Origin of the sequence: Pontibacter fetidus (assembly GCF_010119545.1) — a bacterium.
GTDB lineage: Bacteria > Bacteroidota > Bacteroidia > Cytophagales > Hymenobacteraceae > Pontibacter > Pontibacter fetidus.
In genome coordinates this window covers 11,866-26,635 of record NZ_JAAEAA010000004.1, presented here as the reverse complement: position 1 = coordinate 26,635, position 14,770 = coordinate 11,866, and the positions used below count along the sequence as shown (strand labels likewise).

General features: G+C 44.9%; 17 protein-coding genes. 7 read left to right on the top strand and 10 right to left on the bottom strand.

All coding sequences use genetic code 11. The features are described from left to right. Positions 1–114 precede the first annotated feature (114 nt). Positions 115–375, top strand: a complete 261-nt coding sequence (locus tag GWO68_RS03750) for an acyl-CoA-binding protein (protein WP_162345088.1) — start codon at positions 115–117, stop codon at positions 373–375. A gap of 97 nt (positions 376–472) precedes the next feature. Here GWO68_RS03750 and GWO68_RS03745 read toward each other — a convergent pair whose 3' ends face one another. The 4 genes from GWO68_RS03745 to GWO68_RS03730 all read right to left on the bottom strand — a co-directional run bounded on the left by GWO68_RS03745 (position 473) and on the right by GWO68_RS03730 (position 4,819). Then, complete coding sequence (locus GWO68_RS03745; protein WP_162345087.1) at positions 473–916, bottom strand: putative signal transducing protein; 444 nt, start codon at positions 914–916, stop codon at positions 473–475. 27 nt (positions 917–943) lie between these two features. Then, on the bottom strand, positions 944–1,165 hold the full coding sequence (locus GWO68_RS03740; protein WP_162345086.1) for a CDGSH iron-sulfur domain-containing protein: 222 nt from the start codon (positions 1,163–1,165) through the stop codon (positions 944–946). A gap of 137 nt (positions 1,166–1,302) precedes the next feature. Beyond that, positions 1,303–2,106: a hypothetical protein gene (locus tag GWO68_RS03735; RefSeq protein ID WP_162345085.1), complete on the bottom strand. Its 804-nt coding sequence runs from the start codon at positions 2,104–2,106 to the stop codon at positions 1,303–1,305. A 274-nt stretch (positions 2,107–2,380) separates the two neighbouring features. Beyond that, positions 2,381–4,819, bottom strand: a complete 2,439-nt coding sequence (locus GWO68_RS03730) for a GAF domain-containing protein (protein ID WP_162345084.1) — start codon at positions 4,817–4,819, stop codon at positions 2,381–2,383. Positions 4,820–5,053: 234 nt separating this feature from the next. On the opposite strand from GWO68_RS03730, the gene GWO68_RS03725 reads away from it, so the two are divergent. Then, entirely contained in the window at positions 5,054–5,686 is a 633-nt protein-coding gene (locus tag GWO68_RS03725) for a hypothetical protein (protein WP_162345083.1), read from the top strand. A gap of 63 nt (positions 5,687–5,749) precedes the next feature. On the opposite strand, the gene GWO68_RS17720 is transcribed toward GWO68_RS03725, so the two are convergent. Beyond that, positions 5,750–5,926, bottom strand: coding sequence for a hypothetical protein (locus GWO68_RS17720; protein ID WP_202923666.1), 177 nt, complete (start codon positions 5,924–5,926; stop codon positions 5,750–5,752). 182 nt (positions 5,927–6,108) lie between these two features. On the opposite strand from GWO68_RS17720, the gene GWO68_RS03720 reads away from it, so the two are divergent. The 5 genes from GWO68_RS03720 to GWO68_RS03700 all read left to right on the top strand — a co-directional run bounded on the left by GWO68_RS03720 (position 6,109) and on the right by GWO68_RS03700 (position 9,908). Beyond that, complete coding sequence (locus tag GWO68_RS03720; protein WP_162345082.1) at positions 6,109–6,723, top strand: deoxynucleoside kinase; 615 nt, start codon at positions 6,109–6,111, stop codon at positions 6,721–6,723. A gap of 161 nt (positions 6,724–6,884) precedes the next feature. Further along, a complete protein-coding gene (locus tag GWO68_RS03715) occupies positions 6,885–8,558 on the top strand; it encodes a dipeptidyl-peptidase 3 family protein (protein ID WP_162345081.1) in 1,674 nt (557 codons plus the stop codon). A 12-nt stretch (positions 8,559–8,570) separates the two neighbouring features. Then, on the top strand, positions 8,571–9,083 hold the full coding sequence (locus GWO68_RS03710; protein WP_162345080.1) for a hypothetical protein: 513 nt from the start codon (positions 8,571–8,573) through the stop codon (positions 9,081–9,083). Positions 9,084–9,320: 237 nt separating this feature from the next. Beyond that, positions 9,321–9,479, top strand: coding sequence for a hypothetical protein (locus tag GWO68_RS03705; RefSeq protein WP_162345079.1), 159 nt, complete (start codon positions 9,321–9,323; stop codon positions 9,477–9,479). A gap of 219 nt (positions 9,480–9,698) precedes the next feature. Beyond that, the gene (locus GWO68_RS03700; protein WP_162345078.1) at positions 9,699–9,908 is read left to right on the top strand and encodes a hypothetical protein; all 210 of its coding nucleotides are present in this window, start codon (positions 9,699–9,701) and stop codon (positions 9,906–9,908) included. 78 nt (positions 9,909–9,986) lie between these two features. Here GWO68_RS03700 and GWO68_RS03695 read toward each other — a convergent pair whose 3' ends face one another. The 5 genes from GWO68_RS03695 to GWO68_RS03675 form a co-directional block, all read right to left on the bottom strand. Beyond that, positions 9,987–11,126: an NAD(P)/FAD-dependent oxidoreductase gene (locus tag GWO68_RS03695; protein WP_162345077.1), complete on the bottom strand. Its 1,140-nt coding sequence runs from the start codon at positions 11,124–11,126 to the stop codon at positions 9,987–9,989. A gap of 2 nt (positions 11,127–11,128) precedes the next feature. Next, positions 11,129–11,380: a hypothetical protein gene (locus GWO68_RS03690; RefSeq protein WP_162345076.1), complete on the bottom strand. Its 252-nt coding sequence runs from the start codon at positions 11,378–11,380 to the stop codon at positions 11,129–11,131. Beyond that, the gene (locus tag GWO68_RS03685; RefSeq protein WP_162345075.1) at positions 11,377–12,030 is read right to left on the bottom strand and encodes an alpha/beta fold hydrolase; all 654 of its coding nucleotides are present in this window, start codon (positions 12,028–12,030) and stop codon (positions 11,377–11,379) included. Before GWO68_RS03685 ends, GWO68_RS03690 begins: the two co-directional genes overlap by 4 nt. A 131-nt stretch (positions 12,031–12,161) precedes the next feature. Next, positions 12,162–12,749 carry a hypothetical protein gene (locus tag GWO68_RS03680; RefSeq protein WP_162345074.1) on the bottom strand — a complete coding sequence of 196 codons (588 nt, stop codon included), beginning with the start codon at positions 12,747–12,749 and terminating at the stop codon, positions 12,162–12,164. 435 nt (positions 12,750–13,184) lie between these two features. Then, the gene (locus GWO68_RS03675; protein ID WP_162345073.1) at positions 13,185–14,672 is read right to left on the bottom strand and encodes an APC family permease; all 1,488 of its coding nucleotides are present in this window, start codon (positions 14,670–14,672) and stop codon (positions 13,185–13,187) included. Positions 14,673–14,770: the final 98 nt, after the last annotated feature.

Genomic DNA, 14,770 nt, shown 5'->3' with positions numbered 1-14,770 from the left:
GCGTGGCGGCAACTAAATGTACGTAGATTAAGGGAAAAAATAAAACACCGGAAAGTTATGCTTGCATAATACTTTTGGCTATTTTAGAGCATCCTCAAACTATAACTTTAAACGATGGCTACACAACAGGAATTTGAAAGCGCAGCAGAGCGCTCTAAAGCACTAACCGAACGCCCATCTAACGATGTGCTTCTTAAACTATATGCACTTTACAAGCAAAGCTCTGAAGGGGATGTGAATACCGAGCGCCCGGGCGGTTTCGATTTTAAGAACATTGCCAAATGGGATGCCTGGAAAAAGCTGCAAGGCAAAAGCCAGGATGAAGCCCGTGCCGAATATGTGCAGTTTGTAAATGAATTAACAGGCACTAAATAGTATTCACTTACTTTTTGTTTGCAGCCTTTCAGGTTTGGCCAAAAGGTAACTATAGGCAGTGCTTACAATAGAAAAAGGAGCCGCTCGGGCTCCTTTTTTATTTAATTTTCCAGGTATGGCCGCAGTTGTAGCACCTGTATTTGTGGCTCAGGAAAGGTAACGGAAACCCAAACAACAGGTAGCTCAGCGAAAATACAGTTTTATTATACTTCTCTTCGGCAATGTGGTCGGAGTTGCATTTGGGGCAGGTAGTGGCAATTACGTGTTCCTGCATAGGAGGAGCCAACTCTATGTTATCATCCAGCAAAAATTCGCTGTTGCCGCTTTGTATGCGGGCCATTACGGCGCGGGCATCTTCTTCGTCCTGCTCAGTTACTTTTAGCTTTACGCCACCCACAGCCACCGAGTAAAAGGGCTGTGCCCCAACTATATGCTCATCGCTCAGAAAGCAAAGTATACCTTCCGCTTCCAGCCGGCCTTTCATAATATGGGCTTCGGTGGGTTCGTTAAAGGCGGCAATAGTTACTAAACGTTCTGGCATGGCAAACTATAGCGTACAGTGTTTGTGTTATTTCTTTTCAGGAAGGTCGAAAGCCTGGGCATCGTGCTCAAAATGGCCTTTGTGCGAACCATCGCAAAACGGTTTGTTTTTAGAAAGACCGCAACGGCAAACTGACACCAGTGTACGACCGCCTAAACCGTAAGCATTTCCATCTTTATCCACTATTTCAAACTCACCTTCTATGCGCAGCGAGCCATTGTTGTTTACCGTTATTCTGGTTTTTGACATGTATGTTAGTTATGAGGTATAAAGCAAATATAGCGATTTAAATGGTGATATAGCATAACTATAGGGGGCATAAAAACAATAGCGGCTACAGGAATTGCCCTGTAGCCGCTATTGTTTAAACTAATGTGCTCTGATACTTAGTTGCTGTACAAGTAAGTAAAAGTCTCTGCCTTGCCAGAAGGCGAGGTAACAGTTTGGCTGGTTGGGTAACCGCGCTCATCGTACTTATAAGTATACGTGTAGCGGTACGATTTTTTGCTGGCATGCACCAGTGTAGAAGCTACTGTTATGTTGTTCGGGCTTGCCGAAGCGCCCGGCTCGCCGTGCAGGAAGAATGGGTTGTGGTTGCTGTCGTAAGAATACGTGGTAGTAGAGAACAACTTACCTTTGCCTTTGCCATCAACAACAAACTGCTTTTCCTGGCCATAGTTGCCGTTTGGAAGTACCTCGTAAGTAGTGTATGACTTTAGTTTGGCTGATGCTACATCTTTACCTTCGTAAACTGTTTTCTTCTTCAGCTCTTTCTGAGCGTTGTAATCGAAGGTGGTAACAGCGCTGTACTCCAGGTTACTGCCGTTGTAATACGAGGCAGTAGTTTGGGTGAGCTGGTTTTTGTCGTTGTACTTGTAGTCCTGCTCCGAAAGCACTGTGTGGTTAGTGCCGGCATGTGTTGATGATTTGATGACGTTACCTTTAGAATCGCGAACGAATTTTTCGAAAGACTCCAGTTCACCAGTCTCTTTGTCGTAATAGTTTATCTGCGAAAGTTCTTTACCAGCATAGGTATAAGAAGTAACCTCAGAAGAGTCGGCCATTACATGAGAAATTGCGCCTTGTTCAATAGATGGTGCAAGTGCATCTTTTTCCTTGTCATCACAAGATGAGAAGGCTACCACGCCGAAAAATAGCATGGCAGGTAAAATTCTGTTTTTCAATTTCATTTGGCTAAAAGTTGAAAACGTGAAAACTATGAAATCACCAGTTACCTAAGCTGGTGTTGGGTTAAGAACGGCGGATTACGAAAAATAATTGCACTTGGTTATAAAAAATAATAAAAAATATTTTTGTCGCAGATTATGGGTGCGCTAAAATGCAAAGTTAAATACTTGATAATTAATGTCTTGAATATTGGTTTAAACGCACCTAAGGCCATGTTAAAAAATTTAACAAATTGCCAAGTATGTAACTTTTCCTATATTTGTGTCTTTGGTTTATTTAATTCAAACTTGCACTTTGGGCTATAGTTAGCAATTCATCGCCGGAGTCAATATCGTGGCGAAGCTGCTCTTTAAAGCTGACTGATACGCGCAAAGCACGTAAGCCTTGCACGCCCTGCATCTCTTCTATTTCCAGCATTTCCACGTTCTTCTCAATATATCCTTCCGACTGCAGAAACTCGATGTAGCGCAAGTATTCGGTGGCCTCTTTTTGCTGGGTATACACGATAGCAATTTTGCCGGGCTGTGTCAGGCGCTCTTCGGTGTCGCGGATAACAGCTTTGTCGAGGCGTTTTTTAATGATCTCGTACCGAATGTTGCTGGCACCTTCCACATCAAACTTCTTCTCATCCAGCCTGAACCGGATCGAAATAGGATCACTGTGCACCAGTATAAGCTGCGCTATCTCTAAAGGCAGTTTTAAGGTAGCACGCAGGTTTTGTATGCGGCGGGCAATTTCGCAGGTAAGCATTAGTTGCCATAACCGCATGTTTTTGAGGTAAATGCGCTCAAAGTTGCCCCCATTCAGCAGCGATGCCCCTATGTAAATGTTATACTCTAATCCGTCGGTTTTATACTTCTCGAAATAATGCGGGAATATCTCCTGCGCTTTCTCTTCTTCCCGGTCCAGGAACGACGAAATGGTTTCGTTTATCATGTACAGGCTTTCTTCGTAGGCGCGGCGCTTGTTATACACCACATTATAGGGGTTGGTAGTAGCCGCTTTGTATACTTTAATAGCCTGTTCGGTTTGCGGGTTGGTTTTCAGGAAGTGGTTAAAGAGGGTCTCTACTTCATTTCTCAAAAAATCCAGCACCTGCGCTTCATCGTCAGAGCCAAGCTCCGACATAATGTTATGCGAATACTTGTCTATCTTAAAGGTAAGCTCATCCAGTATAGGCAGTGGCAGGTGGTCTTTTGCGGCCAGCAGCACTTCTTTGGCAAGCACCAGTTGGTCCAGCAGGTCGCCTTGTATAGCTTTGTTACGCTCCGTAGCAGAGTTGCGCACATCCGACACACCATATAACGGGTAAATATCCCGGAACACGATAGGCTCAATTTCGGCAGTTGCGTTGCGTTCCATTTTATCCAGGAAATTGATAGCAGCCTGCGTAAAGCGCCACTCTACAACCGGGTGTATAGCAGTGTATTTCTCCTTGATGACGTTTTGGATGCTGCTGCGTAGTTCTTCCAGGCCGCGGTGCATGGCCAGAGCAAAAAGCGGCAATATTTCCTTCAGCCGGATCATAGAAAGGGCATTCAGCTCGCCAGGTATCGGTGAAGCGACCTCCAGCAATCCAATTATGCGGCCTTCATACTGCAGTGGTGCTATAATCAGGTTGCGCAGGCCATCTTCCAGCAGCGATTGTTCAATGCGGGTCGGATTGTCAAACAGTTTAAGGTCTTCTACAATTATAGTATGGCCGTGCTTTATTACTGGTTCATAAATTGAGCCGCGCAAGTTTTCCAGGCGCAGGTCGCATTGCTGGGTCAGCACCAGTCCGTTCCAGATCTTGCGGGCATAGGTAGTGTCAAACTCCTGCATGGCAGGGCAAGAGGCCAACCCAAACTTTATACCCGGCAGCCCGAAAAGTATCCGCAGTTTTTGTTGCAGGTTTTTAAAACTATCTTCGGCGGTAACGGCGTTTTTCTCCAGCAGGTCGTAGCGTAACGAGGAGATGGTTTCTTCCATTGTTACGTCTGTAAAATCGTAGATGGCAAAGCCTGTAAATTCAAAGTCTTCCGGAGGCAGTTTCTGCATCCAAAGGTCCAGGTTGTTGTAGCGGTTTATCAGGAAGTTAATTTCCTGCGGCTTTAGTTTTTTCAGTTCGCCATTTACCTTCACATCCATAAACTTAAGGTCTATGCTCAGTTTATAGTGGCGCTCCAGTTGGGTAAACTTATCTTTTATGGTAAAAATAAGCGGCTGGTCTACCCTGAAATTAGCTTTGTAAAACTTCTCGAGTACAATGGTGTAGGCCGAAAGCGTAAGCCGGAACAACAGGGTTTTCAGGTCCAGGTTAAGTTTTTCGGTATAGTTTTCTCCATTCAGCAGGCGTAGTTCTTCCAGGCGGGGCGTGGCATAAAAACTATCGAAATGGAAAGGCAGCACCACGGCACGCAAGTCGTTTTCCCAGAGGGCGCTCGGGAAAATATCTTCCATCAGTATATCAACTGTCCGGATGTGTTCTTCGATCAGGTCTACGTGTTCGATGGGTTGCAGCAAGGCCGGTGTCTGGCGCAGCAGTTCGGCCAGTTCGCGCACGCGGGCAATGTTACAACTAGAGTCTGTGATAGCTTTTTTTTCCCAATAAGAGATGAGTGGAGACAAACTAAGGGTGGTTCTGAACGGGAACTTGTCCGCACTCAGAATAATCTCATCTTTATTGGTTATAGAAACAACGGTTTCGTGAAAGCTGCTTCTTGGGTTGCTCATGGTATGGTTTTGATTTTGAGATGCTGGCAGCTTGTTTGGCAGGCCATTGAAGTATAGGCAACTATAGTTTTAACTCATTAAACGTAAACTATAGCTAAAGGATAGTACAATTTTATATAGGTGTAAGGGTTGCCGGGAGCTTAAATATTGTTTCAAAATTTAAGTGTAAGTATAGTTCTGGCATAATATTTACTGGATAGCTGGTGTTATTAAATCAGTTTATACTTTTACAAAATGAGAACCGTGAAAAAATACGTACTGGCCCTTTTGTTTACCGGAACTATAGTTGGCGCACAGGCGCAAACCAAATCGCAACTGGAGCAGGACCTGACAAACCTGCGCACCTGGATGCGTAAAAAATCGGCACAGGCCGATAGCGTAACACGTGCTGAATGGCCTGCCGTAAAACAGGAATTTAAAGCGCTAACATCAGGGCTTGATAAGAACACCGAAAAACTGTCGCAGGAGTCGAAAACAGAGTATAACCAGTATAAAAGCCGCTACAGCGAGTGGGAGGAGCGCAACGAACTACGCCAGTCTGTTAACCTGGATGGCAGCGAACTGGAACGCTGGGAAAACCTGATGACCGGAACAACCCGCATTGCCGCCATAAAACCTGCCGCCCTGCGCGACGCCTATATACGCCTAACAGATTATACCCGTGCTAACCGCCGCCGCTGGAACCTGCGCGACTGGGATTATGCCGAGTTTGTATTTGGCGAACTGAATACCCGCAAAGCGGAAGTGCTGGAAAACCTGAACAACAGTGATAAAATAAAAATAGCAGCCCTGCAGGTAGAATTTGCCACGCTTAAAAAAAGCCGCGAAGCCCAGGAAGCTTATAACGAAATGCGCGAAAAACGATAAACTATACTTGGCATTACTTGTTTAATGCCCCTGCAGCAACTATAGCTGCTGGGGCATTTTGTTTTAAATAGCGTTTCGGCCTTTTGTGTTACCAGACTGCTCTTTGTATTGGTTGCGACCCTGGTCCGGACTTTTGTCTTTTGGCTGGTCTTTCAGGTGGCGGCTCTCCCCCTTGCTAACTGACCCTGACGGTGTTTGCCCACTTTGTTTGTGGTGGCTCTGGTTGTGTCCCTTCGTCATAGCTTACTATAAATTGGTACATTAATGTGTACGTGAGCAGTGTGATTGCAGCTAAATTAATGCGTTATTAGGTAGCTATAATATTGTGTTTATTATACAATAAAACAACTATATTATGCAACTTGGATATGGCTAAAAACACTTACTTTTGTCTTCAGCTTTTACCAAAATTTTAGTTTTATATGCACATTGCGATCGTCGGTAATATTGGCGCCGGCAAAACTACCCTGGCCACTAAACTATCCCAGCATTTTAAGTGGGATCTGTACCTGGAGGCAGTTGAGAACAACCCTTACCTGAAGGATTTTTATGAGGACATGGAGCGTTGGGCCTTCCATTTGCAGGTGTTTTTCCTGAACAGCCGCTTTGGCCAGGTGCAGGAAATACAAAAAACAGATCGCAGCGTAATACAGGACCGTACCATTTACGAGGATGCCCACATCTTTGCTAAAAACCTGCACCAGTCCGGGCTGATGAGTACCCGCGATTACGAGAATTACTTTGCCCTTTTTCAGTCGATGATCAGCATGGTAAAGGCTCCTGACCTGATGATTTACCTGAAAGCCGACCTGCCTAAGTTAATTGGCCAGATAGAAAAGCGTAACCGCGACTACGAAAGCAGCATCAGCATAAACTACCTGCGCAACCTGAACGACCATTACAACGAGTGGATGGCAAACTATAAACAGGGCAAACTGCTGGTAATAGATGTAAACAACCTCGACTTTGTGGCCAACCCTGAAGACCTGGGCGGAATAATAGAGAAGATACAGGTAGAACTATTCGGTCTGTTTTAACTATAAACTATACACCCAACTATAGCGCCGCTGCTTTCTGACACCAGAGAGCAGCGGTTTTTAGTTTATAGTTGCAGGTATAGCAAAGCGCTACTGTTTACCGGCTCGGTTTATTTCCGTAACTTGATACCTGAACCTAAATCTAAACAGATAAAACTAGAATGAAACTACGCCATTTATTATTTGCATCGGCTATAGCGGTTGCTTCGGTTGGCTGCAACAACAAAACCACCGAAGATACCAGCACAACTACCGAAACCACTACTACTGCCACACCAGCTACCGACAGCCTGCAGCAAAAACTGGACATGTATACCAGCTTTAAGCTTACGGCCGATATGAGCAAACTGACAGCCAAAGAACGGCAAATGATTCCGTTGCTGATTGAGGCGGGCAAAATTATGGACAAACTGTTTTGGTACGAAGCTTACGGCAAAGGCGACTCGTTGCTGACCGCGCTGGATAACGACGCTGCCATACAATTTGTAAAAATAAACTATGGCCCCTGGGACAGACTTAACAATAACGCACCTTTCATACCAGGTGTAGGGCCAAAACCTGCCGGCTCAAACTTTTACCCAACCAACATGACCAAGGAAGAGTTTGAAAAGGCCAACCTGAAAGATAAAACCAGCTTGTATACGTTTGTGCGTCGTGATGCGAGCGGCAAACTGATTACCGTGCCTTACCATGTGCAGTTTAAAGATGATGTAAAACGAGCATCGGATTTGCTGAAGCAGGCGGCTGCCCTGGCCGATGATGCCGGACTTAAAAAATACCTTACCCTGCGTGCCGACGCCCTTTTAACAGATAATTACCAGCCAAGCGACCTGGCCTGGATGGACATGAAAAACAACACCATTGATGTGGTAATCGGGCCGATAGAGACGTATGAGGATGCCTTGTTTGGTTATAAAGCAGCACACGAAGCCTATGTGTTAATAAAAGACCAGGACTGGAGCAAGCGACTGGCCAAGTATGCAGCCTTTTTACCGGAACTACAGCGCGGCCTGCCTGTAGCGGCAACCTATAAAAAAGAAACGCCGGGCACCGACTCAGACCTGAATGCTTACGATGTGGTATTTTATGGAGGCGACAGCAATGCAGGTAGCAAAACGATAGCCATCAACCTGCCAAACGACGAACAAGTACAGCTGAAACGCGGAACGCGCCGCCTACAGTTAAAGAATGCCATGCGCGCGAAATTTGATAAAATACTGGTACCAATTGCCGATGAGCTGATTGCTGATGATCAGCAGAAACACATAACTTTTGATGCATTTTTTGCCAACACCATGTTCCATGAGGTGGCGCACGGCTTAGGTATTAAAAACACTGTTAACGGAAAAGGTACGGTACGCGAAGCCCTGAAAGAGCATGCATCTGCCCTGGAAGAAGGTAAAGCCGATATTCTTGGCTTGTACATGATCACGCAGCTGCACGAAAAAGGCCAGGTAGAAGGCAGCCTCGAAGATTATTATACCACGTTTCTGGCTGGTATTTTCAGGTCGGTGCGTTTTGGTGCATCCAGCGCACATGGCAAGGCAAACATGGTTCGCTTCAACTTCTTTAAAGAGAACGGTGCTTTTGAGCGCGACGCAGCAACGGGCAAATACCGCGTAAACTATACCAAAATGCGCGAAGCCATGAACAAGCTATCCGAAAAAATACTGACCCTGCAGGGCAATGGCGATTATGCAGGAGTTGGTAAAATGTTAGATGAGCAAGGCCTGGTAGACGCTAACCTGCAAGCCGACCTCGATCGATTGAGCAAAGCCAATATACCTGTGGACGTAGTGTTTGAGCAGGGCGTGGAAGTGCTTGGCCTGAAATAGAAACTATAGTTGATGAAAACACTGTACTGGAAACAGAAAAGCTGGGGCAGCCGCGCGTATGACACATTTGCCGATGGTTTGCATGTGGGTAATCTTGCCTTTGGGAGCTGGTTTAGTTATGACGCGGCCTATACTTCGGCAAAGGGCACATTTGTCTTTAAACAGCAAGGCTGGTTTGACCAGGATGTAGAAATCCTGTATAACGGCGAGCAAGTAGCTGTTGCTCATACTTCTGTTTTTGGTAATACACGGATACAGCTCAGCAACGGTGAGAACTACATGCTAACCTCTAAAACGTTGTCGCGGGATGTTACCATAAAGGATATGGCGGGCAATACCTGTGTTATGTTTAAGCAGGCTACCTTTAGTTTTGGTAAAGGCATTTTATTGATAAACAGCGACCTGCCTGAGCTAACTTCGGAAATGCTGACCAGTGCCGGCTTGTACCTGAAAATAATGATGGAAAGCAAAGTGGCTATTATGGTGGTCATCTTTTTCCCGATACTGATGCGGATGTTTGACTAGCCCTTTTGCAACTATAGCACAAAAGCCCGGTACAGTAGCCGGGCTTTTGTGTTTGGTAACCATAGTTTTACGATGCAGGTTGATGCGTTATTGATGATTTTTAATTATATTTTACTGATTATCAATAATATAATTTATTTAAAATGTAGATTTTTGCAAAATTGGCACAACACTTGAAATTGAACAGGCACATGCATTGTAGTAGTGATACAATTGCTCCCTGAAAAAATTGAGAGTATGAAGAATATAAAAACGATTATTGCTTATTTGTTAGTGGCTGTTTTCTTGTTGGGTTCTATTGCTGCCAGTGCTAGGGCTGTACCCGAAAACCCGGTAAACAGAACTACAGCTATAGTTACAGGCGCAGCGCAACTGATTCAGTTACCAAATAACTGATAAACCGTAGGTAAAAGGCAGTTATAAACAAGGATAACTATAAGAATAACAGACCGGCTATACGTACAAAGTATGGCCGGTTTTTATTTTTAAGTGCTCTGAAAAGGCAGATGGTAACTGTTTACTTTTTGACAGCTATATAGAAAACAAATTTTTGAAAGAGGTAGTATTAATGCTTTCAATCAATTATAAATCAGTTAATTAAACCTAAAACAAACAATGAAAAGCTTTTATGACTTTAACACCGACAGCCCACAGGAACGCCAGGAGCGGAACAAACTCTACCCACAGCTTGCCAGCTTCCATATTGCCCTTCGGGAGGAGTTGAGCGAAGACGAGTATCAGCAATTCTACAAAGCGGAGAAAGAGATTTCTCAGAGACAAATGCACCAGACCCAAAACCCAACACACAAATGGATATCGGCTTAAATTACAAGATCAGTTACCACTGAAAAGGGAAGTTACGCTATGCAACTTCCCTTTTTTAATGCCCTTTATTTTTGCTGACTATAGTTGCTGTAATATAAGTTCAGCGCCTTCTTCGCCTACCAACGAGCCGATGGCTACGCCCATACCGCCCATACGTACGGCACAACTTACCCGCTCCGAAACTGGTTGAACTATAGTTGTTTTAGCCGGCCCCATGCCCATAATACCGCTCCAGCGTTGTTCTATCTCAAAATTGGTGGCAGGCAGTATTACCTGTTTTAAAAGCTCTTCCAGTCTGTTTTGTACCAGGTCGGTGAGGCCTGGCTCCATAGTTTCTTCGGTTTTAAAATCGAGGTTGCGGGCGCCACCAAATAATACCCGGTTACCGATGTTACGGAAGTAGTAATAGCCTTTATCGTAATGGAACGTACCCTTTAGCTTTAACCCAGAAATTGGTTTGGTTATCAATACCTGTGCGCGGGCAGGCACCACCTGTAGCTCTGGCAAAAGCTGACGGGCAAAACCATTGGTAGCAACCAGGGCGGCACGGGCTTTCAAATCTATATCGTTATTGGTGGTGGCAACTATAGTTGTGCCCTGGTCGTGCAGCTGCTTTACTTCCAGGTTATTAAGAATAATAACGCCCAGGGCCTGCACTTTTTGGGTGAGCGCCAGAATCATTTTACCGGTATCAATCTGGCCTTCGGCGGTACTTTCCAACAGGTGACTGATGCCTTTAAATCCGAAGGTGCTAATTTTTTCATCGGCTACGCGGTATACTTCCGGTTCGCCAACTATAGGTTGCAGGTGCTTGTTAAGGTAAGCGAGTTGGGTTATACTTTGCTGGTAAAGTTGCTCCTGTGCCGGTTCAAACAGCTCGTACCCACCCCAGTTATGGTAATCTATAGTTACATCGCCTAAATTCTTTCGCAGGCGTTGCAGGCCTTTCCAGCGGCGCTCTACCAAACTGAAAACTTCGTCTTCGGTATGGTGGGTCAGGTCGTCCAGCAACTCGGTGGGGCTGCCGAAACAGGCGAAGCCGGCATTTTTAGAACTGGCTCCGGTTGGTAACAAACCTCTTTCTACAACTACAACTTTAAGCGCAGGCTGCGTAGTTTTCAGGTGCAAAGCGGCATTCAGGCCAACTATACCGCTGCCCACCACCAGCACATCAATGTTACTGAAATACGTTTGCTGCTCCCAGAAACTGAATTGCATAGTTAGTCTTCGCGGTAATAGGGGTGGCTATAGTTGCGGGCTTCGCTTTCTTCGATCAGCTCATAAGAGGTAAGCATAATTTCGCGCTCGCCATTGTTCATGCCTTTCACAAATTGCCCGTTTGGTGTTTCGTAAATGGCGTAGTTGTGCTTCCCGAAAGGGTAAAGGTTGTTGCTCCGGATAATAGTGGCCTGGGTCAGCTCCACTTCGGGGCCGTTTATAGTTCTGGCAATGTATCTGTTCTTGTCTGTCATGGGGTACAATCTCCGATTAAATCGTCTAAGATAGCACTTATCTCTTTAGCATGGCTCAAAACCATCAGGTGTCCGGCATTTTTTATACGGATGATGTTGTGGTGATAGCGTATGGGCAGGATGCGGTCGGCGGTGCCGTGGATCATGGTCACGTGCTCGTAATGGTCGGGTTGGTGCCAGGTTAACAACTGCCCCAGCGCCCAGCGCAGAAAATGAGGGTCGGTTTCGAGTATTACCTGTTTCAGGGTCGCTTTTTCTTCGTAAGTGGCTGCACCAAAAAGCATGGGCGCTAAAAAGTGAAAACGCTTCATGAGGGGTACCGGAACAATCTTGTGTAGCCGGAGCCAGCCCATAAAATTATAGTACCACGGCAACGATCTGCTACTGGCCATACTCGAGATAAGTATCGTTAATTTAGGGTCGATGATCTTGGCCAGTTCAATAGCTACCACACCGCCAAACGACATGCCTACCAGAATGGGGTTGGGGTGATGGATCTGGGGCAGGAGGCGTTTGGCGTATTCGTGCAGGCTCTCGTCAGTTTCGGGTTCTATCCAATGCACATACGCAATGTGTTTGCACTTCAGCTTCAGGTTATGAAACATGCGCTCGTCTGCGCCCAGGCCACTTATAAAGTATACGGTACTCATATAGTTGGATTGTATAGGTTACCTATACGCATGCCGCAAATAAGGCAGCCAAACTATAGTTGTGCAGTGGATGTGGTAGTATCAGGGTGTCTTAAAATTATAGGTATAAATGCTGTGTGCTGGGTAAACTATTACTGATTAATGACCATATGTTCTTCTTGATTCTGTTTTACAAGGGTATTTTTAGAAAGCGTGTAGCACGTGCTGCTCAGGTAATAAAACCAGCCCACAATACCCATAAACTTAAAGCCATCCTCAAATAAGTACTGGTGGGGCATGTTTTGGGGTATAAACGAATCAATTACTATTGATAAAGCCAGAAAACCTAAAGACGACAAAAACACAAAATAAGAAGAACTAAAGATCTGTTCGCGGAAGAAAATGAGGAAAAGCAGAATAGCGGAGGGGTAAATTGCTTTAACGATTTCTTCGCTAATCCCTAAACGTTTAGGCGCCACATATTCGTGTATCAGGAAGAGGTCATCAAAAAGTAACATGGTAGTTAAAAGACCGGCACAAAAAACGAAGGCATTGATCTTTATGTTCATTTTAAATAATAGATAAGTAAAGGCAAGGCAGATGGTAGCTGTGCTGCACCATAGAAGGATACCTATACTTGACAGAAAGCCATAATAAAATTTCCCGCCGTTTATAGTTGACACATCACGGGTCAGGTCCGAGACCTTTACAAAAGGCTGTAGCCCAATAAAAGCTAGCAAAACTATAGCTAAAAAATATAGAACAGATGCAGTGATTATTGAGCTCTTTTGAGATAAGATAGTATTGTATAGCCTCATAAGTACATTATTTAATATAACCGGATTGTATTTTATAAGGGGGATATTAAATAAAGTAACGAAGGTAAACTATAAAAGTTTCTTTTTTTATTTGCACTATTTGTGGTAATGCGTGCTGTTAAAACTTGTAATCAGGAAAGTGATTGATAGCAATATCCGCCTCAGTTTGCATTAAATTTTTTCTTGTTCTGATATAATTGAACCGGCCAGGCCCTATTAGCTATAAGTTTATAGGATGCATCTTAGCAGATAACGCTTAAAGCTTTGCATCCAAACTATAGCTACATGTAAATGCTTAAAAACAAAAGCGCCTGCTTTGTACAAAGCAGGCGCTTACAAAAATGTTGGTTACTTTTATTAACCTGCTTGCTGTTTCGAGAATTTGCTTCCGAAAAGATAATAAACCGGGATGCCTAAGCTTACAATAATCAGCCCTGGCCAGGTAAAGTCTGGTTTATAGATAAGCAGGATAACACAGATAGCTGATGCCAGCAGGATGTACATAGCAGGCAATACCGGGTAACCAAATGCCTTGTAAGGTCGTGGTAAGTCCGGGCGTTTTACCCGAAGTACAAACACGCCAATTATGGTTAATATATAAAACAGCATCACAGCAAAAATCACATAGTCCAGGAGGTCGTTGTAAGAGCCGGACAGGCAAAGGAGGCAGGCCCAGATGCACTGTAACCAAAGGGCAGCGGCAGGTACGCCGTTTTTATTTAGCTGGCCCATTTTCGCGAAAAATAACCCATCGCGGGCAATGGCATAATACACCCGCGCCCCCGAAAGAATAGCGCCATTGTTGCAGCCAAACGTAGATACCATAATTAATACGGCAATAGCTATAGTTGCTTTGTATCCGCCTATTATTTCGGCTACTGCTGTGGCCACGCGGTCGTTGTTGGCGAATGTAATGCCCTGACCTAGCACGTCGGTTGCGGTGGCGCTGCCGTGCATTGGCAACACCAGCAGGTAAACCAGGTTAATAAGCAGGTAAATGCCGGTTACCAGTGCAGACCCGATCACCATACTTAAAACGATAGTTCGTTTCGGGTTCACGATCTCATCTCCCGAAAAGCCAATGTTGTTCCAGGAATCAGAAGAGAAAAGCGCGCCCACCATAGCCATACCTATAGCTGTAACCAGTGCAATACCTGTTGGGGGTAAAAGTGCTGTGCCATCGGTAGCTGTTTGTGCTCCCCAGAAATCAGAGAAGTTGGCCTGTATAGCAGTATCGTTAACGCCAAAAAGGAAGCCCATCAGGATAAGCCCGAACAAGGCAATGAGCTTGGTGCTGCCAAAAATGTTCTGTATCAGTTTGCCACTTTTTACACCCCTTGAGTTGATGTAAGTTAAATAAATGATACTGACGATAGCCAGCAACTGCACAGTAGTAAAGGTAAACCCGCCTATGCTAAGCAGCACATTTTTTTCGGAGAACCACGGAAAGATAACTCCGGTAAATTTTGCAAAGGCCACGCCCACTGCTGCTATCACCCCGGTCTGTATTACCAGGAACAGCGTCCAGCCATACAGGAAAGCTACCAGTTTGTTGTAAGCCTCCTTTAGGTAAACATATTGCCCGCCTACTTTCGGGAACATAGCTGATAGTTCGCCATAACTGATAGCCCCAACTATAGTCAGGAAACCGGATACAACCCAGACAAGCAGCATGTTAGCAGGTGTAACTACCGTTCTGGAAATATCAGCGGTAACTATAAAAATGCCTGAGCCAATCATGCCGCCTGTCACGATCATGATGGCATCAAATAAGGTTATTTCGCGCTTAAAGCCGGTATGCTTCTCCTGCGTTTCAGGTGGTTGTTGTGTTAGGTTTTGATCCATAGATTTTAAAATACCAAGTAAATATAGCTGAATAAGCGGGGATTTGCGGGACCAGGCTAAAAATAAGCTTCCGCCCGGAGGTGGGTAAACGATAGGAA

Coding starts and splice junctions, on each gene's coding strand:
- GWO68_RS03750 (WP_162345088.1), top strand. CDS start 115: ATGGCTACACAACAGGAATTTGAAAGCGCAGCAGAGCGCTCTAAAGCA.
- GWO68_RS03745 (WP_162345087.1), bottom strand. CDS start 916: ATGCCAGAACGTTTAGTAACTATTGCCGCCTTTAACGAACCCACCGAA.
- GWO68_RS03740 (WP_162345086.1), bottom strand. CDS start 1,165: ATGTCAAAAACCAGAATAACGGTAAACAACAATGGCTCGCTGCGCATA.
- GWO68_RS03735 (WP_162345085.1), bottom strand. CDS start 2,106: ATGAAATTGAAAAACAGAATTTTACCTGCCATGCTATTTTTCGGCGTG.
- GWO68_RS03730 (WP_162345084.1), bottom strand. CDS start 4,819: ATGAGCAACCCAAGAAGCAGCTTTCACGAAACCGTTGTTTCTATAACC.
- GWO68_RS03725 (WP_162345083.1), top strand. CDS start 5,054: ATGAGAACCGTGAAAAAATACGTACTGGCCCTTTTGTTTACCGGAACT.
- GWO68_RS17720 (WP_202923666.1), bottom strand. CDS start 5,926: ATGACGAAGGGACACAACCAGAGCCACCACAAACAAAGTGGGCAAACA.
- GWO68_RS03720 (WP_162345082.1), top strand. CDS start 6,109: ATGCACATTGCGATCGTCGGTAATATTGGCGCCGGCAAAACTACCCTG.
- GWO68_RS03715 (WP_162345081.1), top strand. CDS start 6,885: ATGAAACTACGCCATTTATTATTTGCATCGGCTATAGCGGTTGCTTCG.
- GWO68_RS03710 (WP_162345080.1), top strand. CDS start 8,571: ATGAAAACACTGTACTGGAAACAGAAAAGCTGGGGCAGCCGCGCGTAT.
- GWO68_RS03705 (WP_162345079.1), top strand. CDS start 9,321: ATGAAGAATATAAAAACGATTATTGCTTATTTGTTAGTGGCTGTTTTC.
- GWO68_RS03700 (WP_162345078.1), top strand. CDS start 9,699: ATGAAAAGCTTTTATGACTTTAACACCGACAGCCCACAGGAACGCCAG.
- GWO68_RS03695 (WP_162345077.1), bottom strand. CDS start 11,126: ATGCAATTCAGTTTCTGGGAGCAGCAAACGTATTTCAGTAACATTGAT.
- GWO68_RS03690 (WP_162345076.1), bottom strand. CDS start 11,380: ATGACAGACAAGAACAGATACATTGCCAGAACTATAAACGGCCCCGAA.
- GWO68_RS03685 (WP_162345075.1), bottom strand. CDS start 12,030: ATGAGTACCGTATACTTTATAAGTGGCCTGGGCGCAGACGAGCGCATG.
- GWO68_RS03675 (WP_162345073.1), bottom strand. CDS start 14,672: ATGGATCAAAACCTAACACAACAACCACCTGAAACGCAGGAGAAGCAT.